General features: G+C 46.1%; 20 protein-coding genes. All 20 read left to right on the top strand.

The window, feature by feature from the left end:
* Position 1: 1 nt before the first annotated feature.
* The gene (locus OIM59_RS12755) at positions 2–925 is read left to right on the top strand and encodes a glycosyltransferase family 2 protein (RefSeq protein WP_303897095.1); all 924 of its coding nucleotides are present in this window, start codon (positions 2–4) and stop codon (positions 923–925) included.
* 12 nt (positions 926–937) lie between these two features.
* Positions 938–1,807 carry a beta-1,6-N-acetylglucosaminyltransferase gene (locus tag OIM59_RS12750; RefSeq protein ID WP_303897093.1) on the top strand — a complete coding sequence of 290 codons (870 nt, stop codon included), beginning with the start codon at positions 938–940 and terminating at the stop codon, positions 1,805–1,807.
* Between the two features lie 5 nt (positions 1,808–1,812).
* Positions 1,813–2,832 (top strand): glycosyltransferase, encoded by a 1,020-nt coding sequence (locus OIM59_RS12745; RefSeq protein WP_303897091.1) that lies wholly within the window; start codon positions 1,813–1,815, stop codon positions 2,830–2,832.
* A gap of 10 nt (positions 2,833–2,842) precedes the next feature.
* On the top strand, positions 2,843–3,841 hold the full coding sequence (locus OIM59_RS12740; protein ID WP_303897090.1) for a glycosyltransferase family 2 protein: 999 nt from the start codon (positions 2,843–2,845) through the stop codon (positions 3,839–3,841).
* Positions 3,842–3,843: 2 nt separating this feature from the next.
* Complete coding sequence (locus OIM59_RS12735; RefSeq protein WP_303897088.1) at positions 3,844–5,139, top strand: hypothetical protein; 1,296 nt, start codon at positions 3,844–3,846, stop codon at positions 5,137–5,139.
* Between the two features lie 7 nt (positions 5,140–5,146).
* Positions 5,147–6,148, top strand: coding sequence for an acyltransferase family protein (locus OIM59_RS18720; RefSeq protein ID WP_369695921.1), 1,002 nt, complete (start codon positions 5,147–5,149; stop codon positions 6,146–6,148).
* Positions 6,149–6,189: 41 nt separating this feature from the next.
* The gene (locus OIM59_RS12730; RefSeq protein WP_303897086.1) at positions 6,190–7,284 is read left to right on the top strand and encodes a glycosyltransferase family 4 protein; all 1,095 of its coding nucleotides are present in this window, start codon (positions 6,190–6,192) and stop codon (positions 7,282–7,284) included.
* Entirely contained in the window at positions 7,281–8,516 is a 1,236-nt protein-coding gene (locus OIM59_RS12725) for a glycosyltransferase (RefSeq protein WP_303897084.1), read from the top strand. Before OIM59_RS12730 ends, OIM59_RS12725 begins: the two co-directional genes overlap by 4 nt.
* Positions 8,517–8,536: 20 nt before the next feature.
* Complete coding sequence (locus OIM59_RS12720; protein ID WP_303897082.1) at positions 8,537–9,835, top strand: hypothetical protein; 1,299 nt, start codon at positions 8,537–8,539, stop codon at positions 9,833–9,835.
* A 36-nt stretch (positions 9,836–9,871) separates the two neighbouring features.
* Positions 9,872–10,993, top strand: a complete 1,122-nt coding sequence (locus tag OIM59_RS12715) for a glycosyltransferase family 4 protein (RefSeq protein WP_303897080.1) — start codon at positions 9,872–9,874, stop codon at positions 10,991–10,993.
* 80 nt (positions 10,994–11,073) lie between these two features.
* Positions 11,074–11,667 (top strand): sugar transferase, encoded by a 594-nt coding sequence (locus tag OIM59_RS12710; protein WP_299169828.1) that lies wholly within the window; start codon positions 11,074–11,076, stop codon positions 11,665–11,667.
* Between the two features lie 14 nt (positions 11,668–11,681).
* Positions 11,682–11,975, top strand: coding sequence for a PqqD family protein (locus OIM59_RS12705; RefSeq protein ID WP_303897078.1), 294 nt, complete (start codon positions 11,682–11,684; stop codon positions 11,973–11,975).
* A gap of 27 nt (positions 11,976–12,002) precedes the next feature.
* Positions 12,003–13,091, top strand: a complete 1,089-nt coding sequence (locus OIM59_RS12700; protein WP_299169697.1) for a nucleotidyltransferase family protein — start codon at positions 12,003–12,005, stop codon at positions 13,089–13,091.
* Positions 13,088–13,996: a phosphoenolpyruvate carboxykinase gene (locus OIM59_RS12695; RefSeq protein WP_299169699.1), complete on the top strand. Its 909-nt coding sequence runs from the start codon at positions 13,088–13,090 to the stop codon at positions 13,994–13,996. The genes OIM59_RS12700 and OIM59_RS12695 overlap by 4 nt, the downstream gene beginning before the upstream one ends.
* 41 nt (positions 13,997–14,037) lie before the next feature.
* On the top strand, positions 14,038–14,832 hold the full coding sequence (locus OIM59_RS12690; protein ID WP_303897075.1) for a polysaccharide biosynthesis/export family protein: 795 nt from the start codon (positions 14,038–14,040) through the stop codon (positions 14,830–14,832).
* A gap of 30 nt (positions 14,833–14,862) precedes the next feature.
* Positions 14,863–17,208 (top strand): tyrosine-protein kinase family protein, encoded by a 2,346-nt coding sequence (locus tag OIM59_RS12685; RefSeq protein WP_303897073.1) that lies wholly within the window; start codon positions 14,863–14,865, stop codon positions 17,206–17,208.
* A gap of 109 nt (positions 17,209–17,317) precedes the next feature.
* A complete protein-coding gene (locus tag OIM59_RS12680; protein ID WP_303897071.1) occupies positions 17,318–17,533 on the top strand; it encodes a hypothetical protein in 216 nt (71 codons plus the stop codon).
* Positions 17,534–17,547: 14 nt separating this feature from the next.
* Positions 17,548–19,818, top strand: coding sequence for a hypothetical protein (locus tag OIM59_RS12675; protein ID WP_303897069.1), 2,271 nt, complete (start codon positions 17,548–17,550; stop codon positions 19,816–19,818).
* A 76-nt stretch (positions 19,819–19,894) separates the two neighbouring features.
* The gene (locus OIM59_RS12670) at positions 19,895–22,462 is read left to right on the top strand and encodes a CotH kinase family protein (protein WP_303897067.1); all 2,568 of its coding nucleotides are present in this window, start codon (positions 19,895–19,897) and stop codon (positions 22,460–22,462) included.
* 32 nt (positions 22,463–22,494) lie between these two features.
* Positions 22,495–23,691, top strand: coding sequence for an OmpA family protein (locus OIM59_RS12665; protein WP_303897066.1), 1,197 nt, complete (start codon positions 22,495–22,497; stop codon positions 23,689–23,691).
* Positions 23,692–23,739: the final 48 nt, after the last annotated feature.

Genomic DNA, 23,739 nt, shown 5'->3' with positions numbered 1-23,739 from the left:
TATGTGTTGTATTTCGGTAATAGTTCCAGTTTATAATTCCGAGAAAACATTGGCTCGTTGCGTGGACAGTATTTTATCACAGACATTCTCTGATTTTGAATTGCTGCTTGTTGATGACGGAAGTACAGATTCTTCAGGAAAAATGTGTGATGATTATGCATTAAAGGATCATCGAGTACATGTTTTTCATAAAAAAAACGGTGGAGTAAGTTCTGCCAGAAATTTGGGCTTGGATCATGCAAATGGCAAATGGATTGCCTTTTGTGATTCAGATGATTATGTGGATAGCTGTTGGTTGAGTACTTTTATAGAATCTTGTAAAGATGAAGTGAAAATAGTTGTACAATCAACAGGTATTTCAAATAGTAAAAAGAATCGTCCGTTTGAAGGAACTGTTTCAGATTTCCTCGAATTATTCTATGATGTTTATGTTATAGGATACGTTTGGAATAAGTTGTTTCGAAAGGATATAATTGTTGCAGACCATCTTCATTTTGATGAGTCGTTTGTATTTCTCGAAGATGAAATGTTTGTATGTAAATATTTGCAATACATTAATCATGTAACTTTTATTCCAGAAATTACTTATCATTATGAAATACCAGACTTCCGTAACAAATATAAAGGTGATAATTTTGAGCCCTATTATATTATTTATGGCATTATCGAGCTTATCAATTCCAAAGCTCCTATGCCTAATACAATTGAGCACTATATAAAATTATTACGTAGATCCCTATTTGATTCCTTTTTAAAAGGAGATTCAGACAGGATGAGTAAACTATTGAGATATCAACAAATATTATCTGATAATTCAAGCGTCTTGAAATCATTTCCTTTTGTTTGGCGTATGATTTTGGGATGCCCCCATCACCTCGCATATATAATGCTAAATTTAATGGCCAGTTTGCGACGGATTATATAAGGATTGAATGAAATGAAACACGCATATTTGATCATAGCACATAATGAACTGGAATTATTGAAAAATCTAATTTTCATATTGGATGATGAACGCAATGATATTTATATTCATTTTGATGCTAAATTGAATAAATTACCAGAGCTGTCAGTATCTAAGTCGAAGTTATATATTCTTGAGAAGAGAATCAATGTTTGTTGGGCGGATTTTAGTGTAGTAGAAGCTGAACTTGCTCTATTACGAGCTGCGTATTCAAATCATCATTACGCTTATTATCATTTATTGTCAGGTGTAGACCTTCCGTTGAAAAGCCAGGATTACATCCATGATTTTTTTGATAAGAATGCAGGACAAGAATTCATAGACATTTGTTTGTATGATGTGTCGACTGAGATGGGGCGAAAGATGATGCGATGGCATTTGTTCCCAAAAGATTTTAAGAATGTAGGAAGATTTGCCTTTATAACAAGATTGATGCGTGCCACATTCATTCGCATTCAAGAAGGTATAGGAATAAAAAGAAATAAACATATTGATTTCCGCAAAGGCTCTCAATGGGCAAGCATTACGTCTGATTTTACAGAGTATCTGTTATCAAGGGAAAATATAATTAGAAAAATCTATTCTCATACCTTTTGTCCCGATGAAGTCTTTATCCAGACAGAATGTTGGAATTCTGAATTTCGTCACAAACTCCATGACTATTCTCCCAATTATAGAGGACACATGAGGTTAATAGATTGGCGAAGAGGCAATCCTTATGTATGGCGTGATGAGGATTATGATGAGCTGATACATTCAGACAGAATATTTGCAAGAAAGTTCTCATCAAAATATATGGGGATTGTAAGAAAAATAACGGATGCGGTTTGTTGTAAAAACTAAATGTAATGTATAATCCTAAGATTTCAATTATAGTACCGGTCTATAACGTAAGCCAATATATCACAAAATGTCTCGATTCAATTTGTGGACAGACATATAAACATATTGAACTTATACTTGTGGATGATTGTGGCTCAGACGATAGCATGACTATTGTTCAGGACTATTTGACCAGTCATACTTTTATAGATGCCCATATCATCTTTCATCAGAAAAACAGAGGCTTGTCTGCTGCCAGAAACTCAGGCATGGAAAAAGCATCAGGGGAATATGTCTATTTCTTGGATAGTGATGATTATATCATCCCTGATTGTATAGAAGCTTTGGTAAAGCCTTTACAGAATAAAAAATATGATGTGGTAGTGGGTGACTATCAATATTCTAATGGCGAAAAGTCTGATTTGAAGTTGCATAATGTAGAATGGTCCGGTCAACAGATTTTAGACTCTTACGCCAATGGATTATGGTATGTGATGGCATGGAATAAACTTTGCCGGAAAGATTTCTTGTTGGATAACTGCTTGACTTTTGAAGAAGGTTATTTGCATGAAGATGTAATCTGGAGCTTTAAATTAGCATGTAAGGCTCAGTCAATGTACATCATAGATAAGGTTACTTATCATTATCTTGTCAGAAGTTCGTCTATTATGACAAGTATGTCTATAGAACATGACGTAACCGTTTATCTGAAGGCTTTTGACAAAATCATCGATTTTATTAAAGCTGAAGGAAGAATATTGGGCGTTTCTGAGTATAAGATAATTGAAGGAAAAAAGTGTGGCATACTGTATTCATTGCTTCAGAAGAAAGAAATTGGTCTGTATAATAAATATTATAAAGATTTTTATTTGCAGAGATATGTGTCTCCGTTGATAGCCTATAGAAAACACATTATAAATTTCTCCTATCTATTGAGAGATTTGCATTATTGTATGCCAGCTTGGCTGGGGCGACTTTATAAAAGGTTATTTTTCAATATGCTCTATGCCTGGCGTGGAAAGAAGATAGAAGGAGCTGTATGGTAAATCGTATTTTATGAAAGAATATATCGAAGGACTGATATCCATAATAATTCCGGTATATAATGCATCGGCAGTAATACAAAAATGTCTGGAATCTATAAACAGACAGACATACAGAAAACTGGAAATATTGTTTGTGGATGATTGCTGTACGGATGATTCGATGGATAAACTGAATGATTTTCTGAGACGGAATATTACAGACCTGAAAATAAAATGTATTCATCATGAACGAAATCGTGGTGTAGCCGCTGCAAGAAACACTGGACTGGATAATGCCACAGGCGAATATATATATTATCTTGATGCTGATGATTTTATGGAAAACAATGCCATAGAACTGATGTATAGAGAGGCAGAAAGATGTCAAGCAGATATAACAGGTTGTGAATGGTATTTGTCTTTTCAGAAGAATGAACGGCACATGATACAGGCAGACGCAAACAACGGCGACGAACTTTTTGTGAAAATGGCAAGAGGGGTGATACGTTGGAATTTGTGGCTGTTCTTGGTCAGAAGGTCATTGTATGAACAGAACTCTATCCGCTTCATGGAAGGAATGAATATGGGAGAAGATATGATGGTGATGATGAAGCTGGCATTATGTTCCGGGAAAACCGTGATTATGCATATACCTTTATATCATTATGTTCAAACAAAGTCTGATTCACTGACAAAGACTTGGTCGAACGGGTATCAGCAACAAATTGACGCTAATGTCAAGGAGGTGGAAAACTATATCAGAGTCAACAGAAATGACATTTCACTGAAAAAAGAACTCGATTATCTAAAATTGAACATAAAATTACCTTTTCTGATTTCTTTGTCAAGCCAAGATTATGAGAAATGGCAAAACTGGTTTCCTGAGGCAAATAAGAATATTATGGGGAATAAGGACATTTCCTTACGTACCCGATTGCTCCAATTTGCAGCTTCAAAACACTTATATGGACTTATAAAGTTATATAACATTTTGGTAATTAAAGTTGTTTACGGCATATTGTATAAATAACAATGATACAGATTCTTTCTACTATATTTGTAACGATAATTACAAGTCTTTACTTTTTCCCTATAGATGTAGTGACAGGTGTCAACACTAAGATGATTATTGCTGCTTGTGGTTTGCTTGTTTTTATGATAAAGTTGGCACAAAAAAAGATTTTTCTAGAGAAAAATTATATCATCTTATCGTTAACTGCTTTAGTGGTTTCACTATGTGGAGTGTTGTCTATGTGGTATAATGATACGGCTGATACAACATATGCAACTTATATCGTTTCGATGTGGGTATGGCTTGGAGGTGCCTATTTTGTCGTAGAATTGATAAAGTTTATCCATGGTAGGAATTCGGTTTGGCTATTATGTAATTACTTGATTGTAGTTTGTTTGTTTCAGTGTGTGATAGCTTTAGCTACGGATATGAATCCTACTGTAAAAGCATTTGTAGATAGTATCTATCCCGCAGGAACTTATTATGCAGAACATGAACGTCTGTATGGTATAGGGGCTGCTCTTGACGTGGCAGGTAGTAGATTCTCCGCGGTCTTAATAATGATTATAGGTATAGGAGTTACCTATGGTAAAAAATTAGGGAAAAAATGGTTGGCATTTTATATGCTATCTTTTTTTGTCATTGCTGTAATAGGTAATATGATTTCAAGAACAGCAACTGTCGGAGTACTATTATCACTTGGATATCTTGTATTTGAAAATTTAAAATCTAATGAGAATCATGATACTAAGTCGAAAATAAGAATATGGAAATGGATGCTTCCTGTGCTCATCATGGGGATTGTGGTTACTACGTATTTTTATCGGCACAATCCAATGATAAATCAGAACATACGTTTTGCTTTTGAGGGTTTTTTTAGTTTGGTAGAAGAAGGTAAATGGGAAGTACATTCAAATGATATGCTACAAAATATGTATGTTTTTCCAGATAATGTGAAAACATGGATCATAGGAGATGGATATTTTGATAATCCCAAACTGACAGATCCTTATTATACGGGTGATATGAGAACTGCTTTTTACATGGGAACGGATGTGGGGTATTTACGTTTTATTTTCTATTTTGGCGTTTTAGGTTTGGTGGCTTTTATGTCTTTCTTTTGTAAAACAGCACGATTGTGTATGAAGCGTTTAATGGAATTTAAACACATGTTTATATTGTTGCTTCTTCTCAATTTTATAATATGGTTTAAAGTAGCTACAGACATATTTGTTGTTTTTGCTCTGTTCTTATGTTTAACGGCATCAAAGAACGAAGAAGAACAACTAATAGAATTGTCACCACAGAAATTTTGATATAACGATGTTTTTATTTGTTATATGCATTTTAGCATTGTATCTGATCAGTTTTCTTCCGGCTGATGTGATCAGTATCTCGAAAGATAGAACTGCTACTTTAAAAGCAATAATGGCAGTCCTTATAGTGGTGCATCATCTGTCGTTGCAAGGAATTTTATTCTTACATACATTTCATTCATGGGGAGCTCCTATTGTTTCTCTATTCCTGTTTTTATCGGGATATGGATTAATGAAAAGCTTGTGTATGAAAGGAAATGTGTATTTGTCCGACTTTTTCAAACATAGGATTGTAAAAGGGATTGTAATTCCTTTTCTCATCGCATGGACGATATATAGAATTTTAAATATTGTAAGTCTTCCTAATATATTTAAGGAACTGGAGGAACTTATATATGATGGGAGAACTATTCTTCCCCATTCATGGTTTGTATTTGCCATCTTATATTTTTATGTTTCTTTTTATATAAGCTATAAGTATTTTAACAGCAAGGTCTCTTTTCTGGTACTGATAGCTTTGATTATATTATTTGAATTATGGTGTCAATATTGGAATTACGACAGATGCTGGTATATCAGTGCTTTAGGTTTTCCTACAGGCATATTAGTAGGCAAATATGAAGGTAAGACAATAAAACGCTTAAAGGGTTCTATAGGATACTATTGTGTAGTCCCTATAAGTTTAGTGGTTATTGCTTTATGTGTATATGCGAAAATGGAGATTCCTTATATGTTAGTTTATATTTTGATACCGATCATTTTCGCTACGCTTTTGTTTAAGGTAAAGTTTGAGAACCTGATAAGATTGAAGATAATCAGATATTTAAGTGGTATATCCTTTGAGATTTATTTGTCCCAGGGAATTAGTATGTGTATTCTGAGAGGTTCTTTTCTTAATTTGAAATCAGATTATCTATATGTTATACTGACTTTACTCTTTACACTCGTAATTGCTACGTTTATAAAACTAATAAGACAATCTGTACTCCGCTATTGCTTTAACTCATGAAAATCCTCTATTGCACCCACTCCACATATAACCCCGGAGGAATGGAACGTGTACTGCTGAACAAAGTGACGTACCTTTCCCAGCTTCCGGGATGGGAGGTCTCCATCGTTACTACCGACCAGCATCACCGTCCTCCGTTCTATCCCTTTCCGGAGAAAGTGCGCATGACGGATTTGGACATCAACTATTCGGACGACAACGACAAAGGGGCATGGAAAAAGATTTTCGGTTATCTCCGCAAGCGGAAAGAGCATCAGCAGAAACTGACGGCGTTGCTTCAAAAGGAAAGGCCGGACATCGTGGTGTCGCTTTATCCTTCGGAATCGTCCTTCATTCCAGACATCAAGGATGGGAGCAAGAAGGTGCTCGAGCTGCATTTCTGCAAGTTTTTCCGTTTGCAATATGGCCGGAAGGGCTTGCTGGGATGGATTGACAGGTTGCGCACCCGTCAGGACGAACGGATTGTCCGGAGGTTTGACAAGTTCGTGGTGCTGACCAACGAAGACAAGGGCTACTGGGGCAACTTGCCGAACATCGAGGTGATTCCCAATGCGGCCATGCAGGTGAGCGAAAGCTGCTCGGACGTGACGGACAAACGGGTCATTGCCGTAGGACGGCTGGATTACCAGAAGGGGTTCGACCGCCTGATTGAGGCTTGGGAATTAATACAACGTACAGGAAAGTTTGCAGACTGGCGGCTGGATATCTTCGGACAAGGGGAATGGAAGGAGATGCTTCAGCGGATGATTGAGGAAAAGGGATTGCAGCATTCGGTACAGATTCACCGGCCCACCAGGCAGATAGGGGAGGAATATGTGAAGAGCTCCCTGCTGGTGATGAGTTCCCATTACGAGGGGTTCCCGATGGTGATGATTGAGGCGATGGCCTGCGGACTGCCGGTGGTGTCGTTTGATTATAAATGTGGCCCGAAAGATATTATCCAGCACGGAATAAACGGTTTGCTGGTATCCGAGGGGGATATTAAGGCGTTGGCCAATGCCATGATGGAGGTGATGACGGATGAGGCTTACCGCAGAATGTTGTCACGGAATGCACGGAAGGTGGTCGACACATACTCGGAAGAAGCGGTCATGGCACGATGGATCCGCTTGTTTACTTCTATTACAGCACGATGAAAAAATTGCTTCAGATAAATCCTGTGTTGAGGGTCTCTACTTCAACGGGACGTATCATGCAGGAAATTGGGGAACTGGCCATGCGGAACGGTTGGGAAAGCTATATTGCCTACAGCCGCGGACGGGATGGCATCAAGCCGTGCACCTCGAAACTGGTGCCGGTGGGAAACAGGTGGAGCGTGGCGTGGCACGGCGTGAAAACGCGGTTGCTGGACGCGCACGGACTGGCTTCTTCGGGGGCTACCCGACAGTTTATCCGACGGATGGAACAGATAAAGCCGGACGTGATTCATATCCACAACATTCATGGGTATTTCCTGAATTTCCGGATTCTGTTCGATTATCTGTCAAAGTGTGACATTCCGGTGGTATGGACGGTGCACGACTGCTGGCTGTACACGGGGCATTGTTATTATTATTCGTATGTACGGTGCAACCGTTGGCAGGACGGATGTCATGATTGCCCGCAGCGCGGACTGTTCCCGACGAGTCTGTGGCATGACCGGAGCGAACAAAATTATGAGGACAAGCGGAAGGCGTTTACTTCCATGCCGAAAGACCGGCTGGTAATGGTGCCGGTGTCGCAATGGATTTGCGACGAGATGCAGCAATCGTTTTTCCGCGGATATGATTTCCGGGTGATTCACAATGGCATCAATACGGAGGCGTTTCAGGTGTATGACTCCACGGAAGTGCGGAAGAAGTATGGACTGGAAAACAAGCATGTGCTGCTGGGGGTAGCCAGTATCTGGAGTAAGGAGAAAGGGCTGGACGATTTCATCCGGATGGCGGAACGGTTGCGGGAGGATGAACTTATTGTGCTGGTAGGAGTCAAGCCGGAAGAAAGAAAAAGACTGCCCGGCAAGGTGGTCGGGATAGCCCGGACAGAAAATATACGGCAGCTGGCGGAACTGTATGCGGCTGCGGATGCGTTTATCAATCCCACCTGGCAGGATAATTATCCTACGGTGAATATGGAGGCGATTGCCTGTGGTACTCCCGTAGTGACGTACCGGACGGGGGGAAGTGTGGAAGCGGTGACGGAAGAGACGGGCTTTGTGGTGGAACAAGGTGACTGGCAAGGCTTGTTGGAAGCGGCACGGCAGGTGGAACAGCGGGGAAAAGCTTATTACCAAGGCCGGTGCCGGGAATATGCGTTGGCGCATTTCAAGAAAGAAGACTGTTATCAGGATTATATCCGTTTGTACGACGAACTGACAATGCGGGGGTAACCGCACGAAAACCAATCACTATGAATCCCCTTGAGGGCTTTGACTCAAAAGCCGTTTCTTTGACGAACAGAGAGAAGGAGATGCTGTTGCGTCGGCATGCGCTTCATTGCAAATATGAAAAGGCGGTGGAGCTGTATGCGGATACCGACCAGACGCTGGCGGCCATTGCGGAGACTTGCCGTGTGTCGGTGGGTGCGCTGGGAAAGTATCTGCGGCGTTACTGGCGGGAGCTGGTGCTGAGACGGAATCATATTTCTGCTGAGGGCAAGCAGCTGGAGACCCTGAAGATTATGGCGGTCGGCCAGCAGAATGTCAATGCGCATGCCAAATACAAGGAGGCGGTAGAGGCCTGTGATTCTTTGGAATATATCGATTTGAACCTGTCTCAGGTGGCACGCAAGTTTGGAGTGGACGGGGCTTCGCTGGCCAATTTCATGCACATTCATTATGAGGATACGCTGGTGTGGCGCGAGAAGGTACGTGTCCGGCTGGGGATTAATGACAACCTCCGGCGTGGGGCACGCATGGAGAGTGTGGAACAGTATGCGGAAGCCGTGAAATTATATCAGACCACGAATGCGACCATCCCGGAGATTGCGGACGAGTGCCGGCTTTCGGTGGGGGGCCTGATGCAGCATCTGCGTTTTTATCATAAAGAATTGCTGCAGCAGAAAAGGGAATCCCGGAAGGCGGCAAAGGGATGCCAATTGCGGGGGAACCTGACGGGGAACGGACGTATCTACCGGCCTCTGCCGCAGACGGAACGGAAATATGCGGAGGCGTTGGCGCTTTACAGAGATACGGCCTTGACGCTGAAGGAGATTGTGAAGCGCACGGGGGTACCGGCGGAGGGTTTTCGCATGTACTTGTATAAATGGCATAGGGAATTGGTGGCTGAGCGCGCTGGAATTACAGGACCGGCGGATGCACATATAAACTTGTGCCGGGAGCGCCGGCGGATGAAGACGGTGGCGGCCAAATATGCGGAGGCGATTGAAAGTCTGAAAGTGAATCCGCGGGCGGTGGCGCAGGTGGCTGCCGACTTTCACCTGCATCCGGAAACGTTCAGAAACTACCTTCACAAATATGAGCCGGAACTGGCGCGCCGGCAGGGGATGACGGTGACGGAGGAAGGGCGGAAAGTGTTGCACCGCAGTGAAGAAAAGTATGCGGAGGCGATACGCCTGTATGCCGCTACGACGGAAAGCCTGAAAGAAATTGCCCGACGGCTGGGCTTGAACGAGAAGAGTCTGGGAGGGTATGTCCGGAGAAACTATCCGGAGCTGGTGAAACAGCGGAAATGCCCGTCCGAGAAATAGATAAAGACACAGAATTGAAAAACAAATTGTGGGTGTATGAATCCAGATAAGATGAAAGTGTTGCAACTGGGGAAATTCTATCCGATACGGGGAGGGGTGGAAAAGGTGGCGTTTGATTTGATGAGTGGATTGTCGGAGAGACACATACCTTGTGACATGCTTTGTGCGGCGGAAGAGGGGGGCGACCGGACCATCCGGTTGAACGAATATGCCCGGCTCATCTGCTGCCGGACGTGGGTAAAGGCGTGTGCGACCATGATTTCGCCTTCCATGATTTTCACGTTGCGGAAGATTTGCGGGGAATACGATATTATCCATGTGCATCATCCCGACCCGATGGCCTGTCTGGCACTTTTTCTTTCGGGGTATAAAGGGAAGGTGGTGCTACACTGGCACAGTGACATTCAGAAGCAGAAAATCCTGTTGAAATTGTATCGCCCGCTACAGCAATGGCTGTTGCGCCGGGCCGATAAGATTGTGGGGACTTCTCCCGTCTATCTGGCCGAATCGCCTTGCCTGCAGGAGGTGCAGGAAAAGACGGTTTGCCTGCCCATAGGGGTGGTGCCGATGGTGCCTGTCTCCGAGGCGGTGGAGGCCATCCGGAAGCGATATCCGGGGAAGAAAATCGTGTTCTCCCTAGGGCGGCTGGTGGCTTACAAAGGATTTTGTTTCCTGGTCGAGGCAGCCCGGTATCTGAGCGAGGACTATGTGGTGCTGATTGGCGGCACGGGAGCCTTGAAAGACGAACTGCAACAGGAGATAGAGGATTTGAACCTGCAAGGGAAAGTAAAGCTGTTGGGAAGGGTCAGCGACGAGGATTTGCCGGCCTATTATGGAGCCTGCGATGTGTTCTGCATGAGCAGCGTACAGAAGACGGAGGCGTTCGGCATCGTACAGATAGAGGCGATGTCGTGCGGCAAGCCGGTGGTGGCCACGCGAATCCCTCAGTCGGGGGTTTCCTGGGTGAACCAGGAGGGCGTGTCGGGTTTGAATGTGGAACCGGAAAAGGCGCAGGAGCTGGCGGAGGCCATTGAGAAGGTGACAGGAGACGCGGAAACCTATCGGCGGTTTTCCGAAGGGGCGAGAAAGCGTTATCGGGACCTGTTCACCAAAGAACGTATGATAGAGAGATGTTTAATAATATATTTGGAGTTATGAAAAAGGTTAATGAAGAAGATGTCATGTCGAAAGCCATGATGGCATATATGGCAAGCGGCACTTATTATTTTGGGGAGGGAATGTCGGTCACTTCCTGCAGGATAAAGCGTGTGGCGGATATAGCGGGAAGTCTGGTGGCATTGCTTGTCTTTTCACCGGTATTTTTGCTGATATCCTGGCTTATCAAACGGGAAGACGGTGGTCCGGTAATCTTCAGCCAAGAACGGATTGGATATAAAGGCAAACCGTTCACTTTGTATAAGTTCCGCTCCATGAGGGTGGATTCGGAAGCGGACGGAAAGCCGGCCTTATGCCAGAAAGACGATGCGCGGCTGACCAGAATCGGACGTTTCCTGCGGGAACACCACCTGGATGAGCTTCCTCAGCTGTGGAATGTGCTGAAAGGGGAGATGAGCTTCGTGGGACCGCGCCCGGAACGGAAGTTTTTTGTAGACAAAATCAGGGCCATCAATCCGGATTATGAGCTGTTGTACAAGCTGCGTCCGGGACTGTTCTCCAAGGCTACGCTCTACAATGGGTACACTGATACCATGGAGAAGATGTTGGAACGTCTGCGGATGGATCTGGAGTACATGCGTACCCGTTCGTTATGGGTGGATATCAAGATTATCTGGCTGACGGCAACGGCCATTTTGGGAGGAAAGAAGTTTTAATTGGAAGATGAATTATGGAGCAGAATAAGTTGGGAATACGAAAAGGGTTGCAGTTGCGGAAGATTGGCAACCGTTACATGATTGTGGATGCGTGTGAGAATAATGTGAACCTGAGCCACGTGTACAGCCTGAATGGTACGGCGGCATGGATGTGGGAACGGCTGGCGGAAGGTGTATCTTCGCCGGATGAGCTCACCGACCGGCTGTGTGAGGACTATCAGGTGGAACGGGAAAGGGCTTTTCACGACGTGGAAAACCAGCTGGCGGAATGGCGGCAGTTCGGACTGGTGGTGACTGAATCCGAATAGAATCATATACTGAAATAGAATCGGACGGTGGAGAAGATACATGCGGCATTGCTGGTGCTGTTGAGAGCCGGTTTGTGGGAGCGTGGAGTGGAAGATGCTTCCTGTTTCCCGCTCACAGAAGCGGAGTGGCAAAAGGTTTATCTGTTGTCACGGCAGCAGACGGTGACCGGAATCGTGTTTCAGGGGGTGTTGTCTTTGAGCGAGGACCTGCTGCCTTCGGAGCCGTTGCTCGTGCGCTGGATGGCGGAGACGGATGCCATCGAGCGGAAGAACCGCCGGATGAATGAGGTGCTGGTGTCGCTGGTGAAGATGTTTACATCCATTGGTGTGCGCCCTGTGTTGCAGAAAGGACAAGGCGTGGCTTCGTTGTATGAAAAACCGTTGTGGCGGGAATGCGGCGACATTGATTTTTATTTTGAAAGCCGGCAGGACTTTGAGCGGGCTTCTTATTTCGTGCGCCGCTGCAAGTTGCAGGAAGAAAAAATGCCCGACCAGAGCATTGCCTATACCTGGAAAGGCGTGGCGATAGAGCATCACACCCGGTTGCTGGATTTACACAATCCTTTTCTGCGGCATTATGCTGGTCAGCTGGTACCTCGGTACGGCTACAGCCACGTTTCTTTGGGAAATGAGGACGGGACTGAAATCACGGTGCCTTCTCCGGTACTGAATCTGTTGTTGCAGAGCCTGCATATCTTGAAACATGCTCTTGGATGGGGCATCGGGTTGCGGCAGTTGTGCGACCTGGCCCGTACCTGCTACACCTTGCATCAGGAAGTCGATGCCGTGGAAGTGAAAAGAATCAGTCTTCACCTGGGACTGGGACGCTGGCACAGCCTGTTGCATGCCTGCCTGGTGAATCATCTCGGACTGCCGGTGGAATGTCTGCCTTATCCGGACAGGGCTTCCGAGGCTTCTCCCTTGCTCGATATAATCTGGCGGGGAGGCAATTTCGGCCAGTACAATGCCGGCAATCTGCGCCCGGTGGTTCCATCGTGGAAACGGAAGTGGCAGACGGCATGCGCTTTTCGGAGAAATATGGGGTTTGCGTTCCGCTATGCCCCGAAAGAAAGTTTCTGGATTGTATCCAGTCTGTTGAAAGGACAATTCAAATGAGGATAAAATATAATTTTTCGGTAGCAGGTTTCACATTGCAAATCAGCCTGCCTCAGGGATGGAATGTAGATGCCTTGCTGCCCTCTTTCCGCGCTTTCCGTTGCCCGGATGAGGCGGAAGAGACAGAAAAACTGCTGACGTGTACGGTGTATGCGGCGGCGGAAAGACCCTCCGGTGTGCTTCCCGGCACTTTGCTGGAAAGTACGGTCAGCGATATGGGCTATGTGAGTTTGTATAAATATGATAAGGAAGCTGAGGGGTATTGTGTCACCCTTTCCGCGGAACAAAAAGGAAGATTGCATGTCATGCAGGCCGACGTTTTCTTTTCTACTGTCCAGGTATATTTGTATGAAAACGAGAGGCTGGCAGGGCATGCATTGTCTTCCTTACTTCGGATTGCCTATTCGCAGGCGGTGCTTTACCGTGGGGGAATTTCCCTCCATGCTTCGGCGGTCTTTTGTGGAAACCGGGCTTTCCTTTTCATGGGCAGAAGCGGGACCGGCAAAAGCACACATGCGGCACTGTGGATGAAGTATGTGCCTGGAGTGGAACTGCTGAACGACGACAACCCCACCCTGCGTATGATTCAGGGAAAGGCATATACTTACGGCACTCCGTGGAGTGGCAAGACTCCCTGCTACAAGCCGCTTTGTTTTCCCTTGGGGGGAATGGTGCGTCTGAAGCAGGCTCCGGCCAACCGGTTTTACCGGCAGACGGAGGTGGATGCTTTTGCGGCCATCCTTCCCGGCTGTTCGGTCATCCGTCAGGATGTGGCTTTGCGTTCGTGCCTGTACGACACACTGGTCCAGCTGGCCGAACAGGTTCCGGTCGGGATACTGGAATGCAGACCCGATGAAGAGGCGGCTCTGATGTGCCACCGTGCCTTGTCACCGTCCGACCAATGAGAATGAAACGGATAATACTTTAATTATTATATACCTGGATTATGAGAAAACAATCGTTTTTATGGGCAAGCTTGTTTGCCCTGCTACTGTTGACTTCCTGCGCTTCACGCAAGAATTTTGTGTATTTGCAGGATATGGAGATGGGACTGAAATATCCCATCGAAAACAAATATGAGGCTGTGATTCACCGGGACGACCGGTTGAGTATCACGGTCAGTTGCAAGAACCCGGAACTGGCCATCCCGTTCAACATCTACGACGGAACGTTCCGTGTAGGGGCAGACGGAAATGTGACATCGGATGCCACGAGCAAGGTCAATGAAAAAGGCTACCGGGTGGATGTGGACGGAAACATCGATTTCCCGATTCTGGGCAAGTTGCACATCGAAGGCATGAAGGTGAGCGAGGTGCGCGATTTGATTAAGGAAAAGATAGAAGAGGGAGAATACATGAAAGACCCGTTGGTTTCCATCGAATTCCTGAACTTCAAGTACACCGTGCTGGGAGCTGTGGGAGGTAACGGTACTTACACGGTAGACGGCGACCGGGTGACACTGCTGGAAGCCATTGCCAAGGCGGGCGACCTGACGGCCAAGGCGAGAATAGACCGGGTGGCCGTGATTCGCGAGGTAGACGGCAATCGGCAGATGTTCATGCACGACCTGCGCAGCAAGGACATCTTCGACTCCCCCTGCTTCTACCTCCAGCAGAACGACATCGTGTATGTAGAGCCCAAGTACAAGAAGAAAGACAACGAAGACCGCGGCTGGCAGATTGGTACCACCCTGCTGTCTGTGGTTACGGCAGTATGTTCTCTGCTGTGGGTACTCAAATAAAAGTAACGCTAATTATTTTTTCAGAACAATATGCAGACAACCAACTCTTCTAATAAAAACGACCAGGGACTCAACCTGGTGGATTTATTTGTCTATCTGGCTTCCCAGTGGAAATGGTTCTTGCTTTCCGTCCTGATTTGCGGAGGCATCGCCTGGTACAATTACGCCCGTTCGCCGCTGGTGTATTTCCGTTCGGCCACGGTCATCATCAAAGACCCGTCGAACAAGACTTCCACTTCCGGGCTGGACCGTTTTGACAATATCATCAACAAGGTGAATGTGGCCAATGAAATCTTGCAGTTCCGCTCCAAGAAACTGATGCGTGAGGTGGTGCAGCGCATACATGCCGAGGTGAGCTATCAGGTGGAGGACGGCTTGCGCATGAACGAGCTTTACACGCAGTCGCCCGTGCTGGTCAGTTTCCCGGATGTGCTGCCGGAGCAGAGCTTCTCGTTCACGATGACCCTGAAAAACGAGAAGACGGTTTCCTTGTCCGACTTTTCGGGCATCGCCGCCGCTCCCCGTGACGTGAAATTGAACGACACGGTGGCCATCAGTAAAGGAATAAACGTGGTGGTGACGGCGACGAACTATTTGCAGAAGGAGTGGCTGGACACACCGATACGCGTGCGGAAACTTCCGGTAGAGGCAATGGTGAACTACTATAAAAACGGGTTGGGCATCCAGCAGGAAGAGGAAGAATCTTCCATCCTGACACTGGCCCTGAAAGACAGTTCGCCGGCCCGTGCGGAGGATGTGCTGAACACCCTGATTACGGTGTACAACGAAGAAGCCATCAAGGAAAAGAACCAGGTGGCAGTGAATACCGCCAATTTCATCAGTGAGCGTCTGATTATCATCGAACGCGAGCTGGGCAATGTGGAATCCGACCTGGAATCGTTCAAGCAGCAGAACCAGATTGTGGACATCTCTTCTTCGGCAGGCATGTACATGAGCGAGTCGCAGAAATACAGCTCGGATGCCTTGGAACTGGAGACGCAGATTCGGTTGGCGGGCTTTATCAAGAACTACCTGACCGACCCCAGCAAGGAAACCGACCTGATTCCGTCGAATACGGGTATCAGCGACATGAACATCGAGAACCAGATTAGTCTGTACAATGCGGCCAAGCTGAAGCGTGACCGTCTGATAGACGACAGCAGCGTGAACAACCCCGTGGTGAAGGAGCTGAACAACTCCTTGCATGCCATGAAGCAGAGCATCATCCGGGCGGTAGACAACATGATTGTGAGTCTGGACGTGAAGCGCAACGATGCGCAGAACCGCGAGATGCGGGCACAGAGCCGTGTGACGGCCATCCCGACCAAGGAAAGAAAGATGCTGTCTATCGAACGCCAGCAGAAAATCAAGGAGGCACTTTATCTGTTCCTGCTGAACAAGCGGGAAGAGAATGCGCTTTCGCAGGCCATGGCCGACAACAATGCCCGCGTGATAGACGGGGCAGAGGGCAGCAACGCACCTATCTCTCCCAAGCGGGACCGTATCCTGCTGCTGGGCGTGCTGGTTGGCATCGCCTTGCCGGGAGTGGTTTTCCTGGGCATCCTCTTCATGGATACGCGGGTACACGGACGGAAAGACATCGAAGGTGCCACTTCCGTGCCTTATCTGGGCGAAATCCCGCTGGACAAGGAGGCTTTGAAAGATCATGGAAAGAATGCCTTTACCGTGAAAGAGCAGGGGGATGACATCGTGACCGAGGCTTTCCGTATTCTGCGTACCAACATGGCGTTTCTGGCCAAGAAAGACAAGCCGATGCAGGTCATCACCTTTACCTCGTTCAACATTGGTGCCGGAAAGACCTTCATTGCCCGCAACCTGGCCATGAGTCTGGCTTACATGAAGAAGCGGGTCATTATCGTCGACCTAGATATCCGTAAGGGGACATTGAGCCGGAGATTTGGGCATCACCACCATAAAGGGATGACCAACTACTTGTCGGACAATACCATTCAGGTGGACGAAATCATCCAGCAAAAGGAGCAGTTCGACTTTATCGGTTCGGGTCCGGTAGCGCCCAACCCTGCCGAACTGCTGATGGACGTACGGCTGGACGAGCTGATGAACGAGCTGCGCCGCCGCTACGACTACATCATTGTGGACAATGTGCCGGTAGGGCTGATTGCCGATGCCACGATTGCCAACCGTGTGACCGACCTGACCATTTTCGTGGTACGTGCCGGCAAGCTGGACCGCCGCCAGCTGCCCGACATCGAACAGCTGTATCAGGAAAAGAAGCTGAAGAATATGGCTTTGGTGCTGAACGGGGCTAATCCGGAACGTCACGGGTATGGCTACGGGTACGGATATGGTTACGGGTATGGTTATGGATACGGGCATGAAAAAAAGAAAAAGTGAAATTTGTTTTTAAATAAATGCGTATGGAAAAACTAAATGAGAGTGAAGCGAATTATTTGAGAATTTGGAAGTTAATTAATTAAATCTAAAAAGAAAGTGAGGAATTTTTATGAAGAATCAAAAGCAAAAAGAGTATGAAACTCCGCAGACCACCTTTGTGGAAGTGGAGTTGGAACAAGGGTTTATGAATGCCTCCATTTTTGATGAGAAGAATCAGCAAGATGATGGAGTGAACATTACAGGTCATGAAGTAGGAAATACCGGGGACTATACCACTATTGGTTGGGATGTAACTGGTAATACAGAGAGTACATGGAATAATTAATTAAATGGTTGATTATGAAAAAATATGGATATTATTTATGTGCAGCCGTGGCTATTACTTTGCTGGGCTGTAAGGAGGATGTCGTCGAAAAACCTGTGATTCCAGCTCAGACAGGTGACGAGATTGCATTTGGTTCGTCTCTGACAGATGTAGGGACTCGTACCTCATATGATAATGAGCCTACTACTGAGGATGGGAAATCTTATTATAAAGTATCTTGGGAAACTGGCGATCAGATTACCATTTATTGCCCGGAAGCAGCTCAGACCAAACTGGTTGATTATAGTGTTACGCCTGATGAAAATGATGCTACACACTCTTCGACCGTGACAAAGATGGGCGAGAATGGATTGCAGTGGGGGGCGTCTGAAACTCATCACTTTTACGCTTTTTATCCTGCAAGTGCCGTTGAGGGAGAGAGAGACGGAAAGATTGAGGGAGAAATCCCTACCGAACAGGATCCTGTAAGTTGGGATGATTCAGAAAAGAATGAAAAAGGTGGAACAATTTATAGGGGTATAGCCAATACCGACTATGCCTTTATGTGGGCATACGGTACTCATAATAAGACAGAAGGTGGAGACGTCACATTAACCTTCCATCCATGGGTTACAATTCTTGATATCGTGATCAATGGACCGACAGAAGGAGAAGTTAAGATGTCCTCTGTACAGGTGCGTTCACTCAATAATGATATATTGAACGGTAAGTTTGTCTGCAATATGTCTGGAGTCCAAGACGGCACTGCTACAGCTCCAACATATGAAGGTGTAGTAAACACTGCTTCTACCCGCAACCAGGTTTCTATCGAATTGTATGATAAAACAAAGAAAGATTTTATCACCTTGAAACCTAATGACCAGATTATTGTTCGGGCTTATCTGCTTCCGAAAGCTTATGATACCAGTGATCCTAGCGCAGACAAGCAGCAAATTCAGATTCGTGTAGCTCCTTTCAACTCTAGTGTGCTTACCCGTACACTGGATGCTCAAGGCGGTACAGTTGATGATGGTATCGAGGCTCACAAAGTGAATACAGTTATTCTGCCACCTGTATCAAGTCATGGCACGAACTACTGGATGTCATCTCTTGATCCGAATATCTTTGTCACCGAGCTTTCACTCCCTGGCAGTAAGATGTCATATCAGACTACTGCCAATGATGCAAGTGTAGCTTATCAGAATCTGTCAATTACAGATCAGTTTAAAAACGGTGTGCGTGCGTTCCAAATTCAAACAGCAAGTAAAAGTAATGGCAACAGCGCTTCCGACCAAACTCTTTACATGACGGTTGCGGAGCAAAGAATAGATACGCCTTTCAAAGATATTGTTGAAGAGATTGCTAATGAATTGAAGACTGCTGAAACAGAGTTGGCAAAGACTAATAACACAAGTAATGAATACGCCTTTATTCTGCTGACTTGTGCTGAGAACGCTTGCGATAGACACAGCGGCGGCGGATTATTTGGAACTTCTGGTACTCAAGCATGGATGGAAGCTATTGAAACTGACTTGAAAGCTATGGCTAATGACTCTGACCCAGACAAATATAGAATATACACTGATGAAATTAAGCCGAATACAACCATTAATGATGTAAAAGGTAAAATTATCATTAAGGTAAACTACAACAATACTACAATGGGTAATCATTTGGCTTCACCTAACAATATTCCTGCTATGTTTGCCCAATGGGGTGCAGTTGTTGATAACAGTAACGATGTAGACCTTACCGAAACAGACGCTTATGCTATCAACGATTTGCGATGGGGTACTTCTAATAGTAGCACTGCCTCAACAATGAAATGGTTCTATCACGAGTCAACTCGAATTTCTGATCATGAGTTCAGCATGTGGGGAAATCCATATACTAATGAAACCTATACACAGAAAGAAGATAATATGAAAGACATGTGGAATAGAAGTGTCACGTATTATCAAGACAATGATAATCACGACATGTGGTTCTTGAATGATATCGGCGGATCCTATAAATCCGAAAGATGGAATGATACTAATGAAACACAGGAAACTGTGAATGCTTTGACAGCAAAGATTAATCCGAAAGCGGTCGACTTCCTCCAAACTAGGACTGACGATGCCACTCTGGGAATTGTGCTTATAAACCAGATAGATCCAAACGACACATATACCGGTAATTTGGTTCAGACCATCATCAACAACAACTTTAACTTCCAGTTGCGGACGGGTAGTTCGTCCCCTACGACGACCAACTACAACGCTGCTTATTCAAAAGGCGGCAACGCCATCGGCTGGGATAACTAAAACTCAAAGCGTCATGCTCTGTGCCTGTCAAGGAGTGGTAGGGCATGACCTTTGATTATTTAAAATCTTAATGTCGATGAAGCACAGACTGAAGTTTTATAGTATTGCTGTTTGTTGTGTGGGAGCTTTGACAGCCTGTCAGGAAGAGGCTTTTGAACAGGTCACTTCCCAAGGCAATGTCACCATTCTGGCCCGGATGAGCGGAGGAATGTCGACACGTACTTGTGTCGACCCGAATTCGCCTGCGGACGAGGTCGGTATTCTGTGGTTGCCGAAAGATGCTATCGGTGTGTTCGGTTCGAACGGTACAAAGAATGCCTTGTTTCAGTCTACAAACACCACGAATGTGGCGGAAGCACAGTTCACCGGCACAATGGCCGGGGGAGAGATACCTACTGTGGCTTATTATCCTTATAGCGTAGATAATAATTCGGGCGATGTGACAGCTTTGAAAGGAAACTTGAAACTGACGCAGACGTTCGACATGACGACTGGTAAGCTGGAAGGTGATTACAAAGTGGGTACGCCTACCTTTCAAGGTTCCGATGGCACGTACGAATTTGAGTTCGAACATCTGTTCTCACTCTTGAAGTTCGACATCGATGCCACCGGCACGGCTTTGGAAGGTGACCAATTGGAACAGATTGTGCTGACCTTGCCCGAGGAACGTCGGTTGGGTGGTGAGTTCACTTTCGATGCCACCACTAAAGGCGTGACCTGGACCGGCAACGCGACAGGAGCCAATGAACTGACGATGGTGTGGAGTGACAAACCCGCTCTTACTGACGGAAAGTCTTATACCGGTTATATCACTTGTGCGCCGAACATCCATAAGGGTGATGCAATCAAGATTACCATTCTGACTCAGAAGTTCAAGGCCGAGTTTACCCGTGAGGCGTTGGTTGACTTTGCGGTCAATACCTGCTATACGTTCCCGCTTTCTTTGGAGAACTTTAAGAATGACATGGAGGTGACCAACCGTCCGGTCATAGCTTCCTTCTCTTTTGAAGTAGGGAATAATAAGGGTAAGATTCTGGATAAGAAACTGGTCTTCAGTAACGGTTCGACCCGTCCGGAAGAAAGTTCCGGTGAAACGCTGAATGTGGACGGTGATGTGATTTCCGGTTGCATCCCTTATCTGTACGATTTTAAGTTGAAGCCTACCTTTGAGGTGGCCGAAGGCGTTATCGTGACCGTCGATGGGGAGGTGCAAACAAGTGGAGTGACTGAGCAGGATTTCAGCAAGCTGGTAACTTATACCGTATCCGACGGGACAGATAGCCAGGATTATACAGTGACAGTGACCAATACGGGTTTGCCTGTGGTGGTACTGACCCAAAGCGGGGATGGTAGCGTAAGCTGGCCTGAAGCCGGATTGAATGTTCGTTCCAAGGAATCAGACTGGGTAGATACCGATGTATTTTCCGTGTACAATGCCGACGGTACGGAGAATGTAGCTCCTCGGGCATGTGGTTTCCGCTTGCGTGGAAATACCAGTCAGGAGTTCCCGAAACTGCCGTTTGCGGTGAAGCTGGACAAAAAATGTGAAGTCTTGGGTATGCCGGAACACAAACGTTGGGTTTTGTTGGCCAACTGGATGGACCGTACCATGCTGCGTAATGCGGTGACTTTCGATATTGCCCATCGTACAGCCGATGCGGCTGCCGACGGCTTAGGCTGGAATCCTCGTGGAACCAGTGTGGAACTGGTCATCAACGGTCGTCATGTGGGCAATTATTATTTGTGTGAGCAGATTAAGATTGATGGTGACCGTGTGGATATTCAGGATTGTTATGAGGATGTGGTAGATGGAGGTAACGCAAATCCTTCGGTGGGAGAATGCGGGTACCTGCTCGAATTTGACGACGCAATGGACGAGGCAAACAATTTCCGTACCGACAGAGGATTGCCGTGTATGTTTAAGGATGAGGTTCCTCCAAGTTCTATCTATTACAATTATGTGAAAGAGAAGGTGGAAGGCATTGAGGCCAATCTGGAAAGCGGCAATTACACCGAAGCTTACAAAGACTTGGATATTAGTTCTGTCATTGATTATTTCTTTGTGCAGGAGTTGGTGCTCAATGACGAGTACAGACATCCGAAGAGTGTGTATATGTATATTGACGGCGAAGGCAAGTTGACAGCCGGTCCGGTATGGGATTTCGACTGGCAGACCTTTGTGGATTACGATCGTGTGGAAGCATTGAGAAAGCAATATGGCAATACACGTTCTTGCAGAAAACTCGATGAATGGCTGTATGGCGCATCAAAGCTAAGCTCTTGGGGTAATTATGAAAATGATCAGCCCTATATGTGGTATCCGTTGTTGTTCAAGGATGCTTCGTTCCGTCAGCAGGTGCAGCAACGTTGGCAGGTCATTTATCCGGCTTTGCTGGAAGTGACATCCACCATTGACAAGTTGGCTGTTCAAAACCGGACTTCAGATAAGTACAACACGACTATATGGTCTATGATGGAAGTAAAGGCTAATGCCAATTGGATGACGACATGGGTGGCATTCAACGGAGATGATGACTTGTCTTTTGAAGATGCGATGGAACTGATGAAACAGACCTATCTTACTCGTTTGAATTGGATGAATACCAGCATCACCAGCGGAAGTTTCGTGACGGATGCGGAATAAACTAAAAAATACATTAACTAATACATAATGTTATGATGAAGAAAACACTTTTTGCAGCCCTCGCGTTGGCGGCTGCAAGTCCTGCTTTGGCTCAGTCGGAGCAGACAGCACAAAACGGTGGTATCACGGAAAAAGTGGAATACACCGACGACAAATATAAAGTGGAAACCAACCACTTCTGGGACAACTGGTTCCTCACTGTAGGTGCGGGACCGCAGGTGATGTTCGGTGACCATGACAAGCAGATTGGGTTCGGCAAACGTATTTCGCCTGCGCTGGACATCGCTGTAGGTAAATGGTTCACTCCGGGCATCGGTGTCCGCTTGATGTACAACGGTCTTTCCTTGAAGGGGGCTACCCGTTGGGGAGCAGCCCACTCTACCGGCGAGCAGGTGCCCGGCTGGGGAAGCGGTATGGATTATTCCAAGTTCAAATATTACAACCTCCGTGCCGATGTGTTGTTCAACCTTTCCAACCTGTTCTGCGGTTATCGTGAAAACCGTATCTGGAACAGCAGTTTTTATGCAGGTGTAGGCTACATGCGTACGTGGGAGGCTCCTACAGCCGGTGATATTACGATGAGTGCCGGTTGGTTGAATTCCTTCCGCTTGTGTGATGCCTTGGATGCCAACATCGACTTGCGGGCTTCCATGGTGGATGATGCCATCGACGGCGAAATCGGCGAATCCAAGTTCGACGGTCTGTTCTCGGCTACCGTCGGCCTGACCTATAAGTTCAAACGTCGCGGATGGGACCGCAGCAAGACGGTGACCCGCTATGACCAGACCGAGGCCAATGCGATGCGCGACCGCCTGAACGAGATGAACCAGGAAGTGGCCCGTCTGAAAGAGGCTTTGTCTACGGCAGAAGGCCAGCAGAAACAGGAAGTCATCAACAAGGTGATTGCGGCCAACCTGATAGTGTTCCCGATTGGCAAGACCACTCTGTCGAAAGAAGCACGTGCCAACCTGCAGCTGTTGGCTGAGGCCATCAAGGCTGGTGGTTCCAACACGGTGTACACCATCACGGGGTATGCGGATAAAGGTACAGGCAGCCAGAAGACGAACGAGCGTCTGAGCAAGGAACGTGCGGAAGCCGTTTGTGACTGTCTGGTCAATGAATTCGGCGTTTCCAAATCACAGCTTAAAGTGGAATATAAGGGTGGGGTAGACAATATGTTCTATGACAATCCTAGCTTGAGCCGTGTGGTAATTACACGTAGTAAGTAATTTTTTGTCTCCCCTTTCTGGCTTTGGAATATGGCCGGGAAGGGGATT

Source organism: Bacteroides mediterraneensis (genome assembly GCF_025993685.1).
GTDB lineage: Bacteria > Bacteroidota > Bacteroidia > Bacteroidales > Bacteroidaceae > Phocaeicola > Phocaeicola mediterraneensis_A.
The sequence above is the reverse complement of the archived record's forward strand: the minus strand, read 5'-3'. Positions and strand labels throughout refer to the sequence as shown.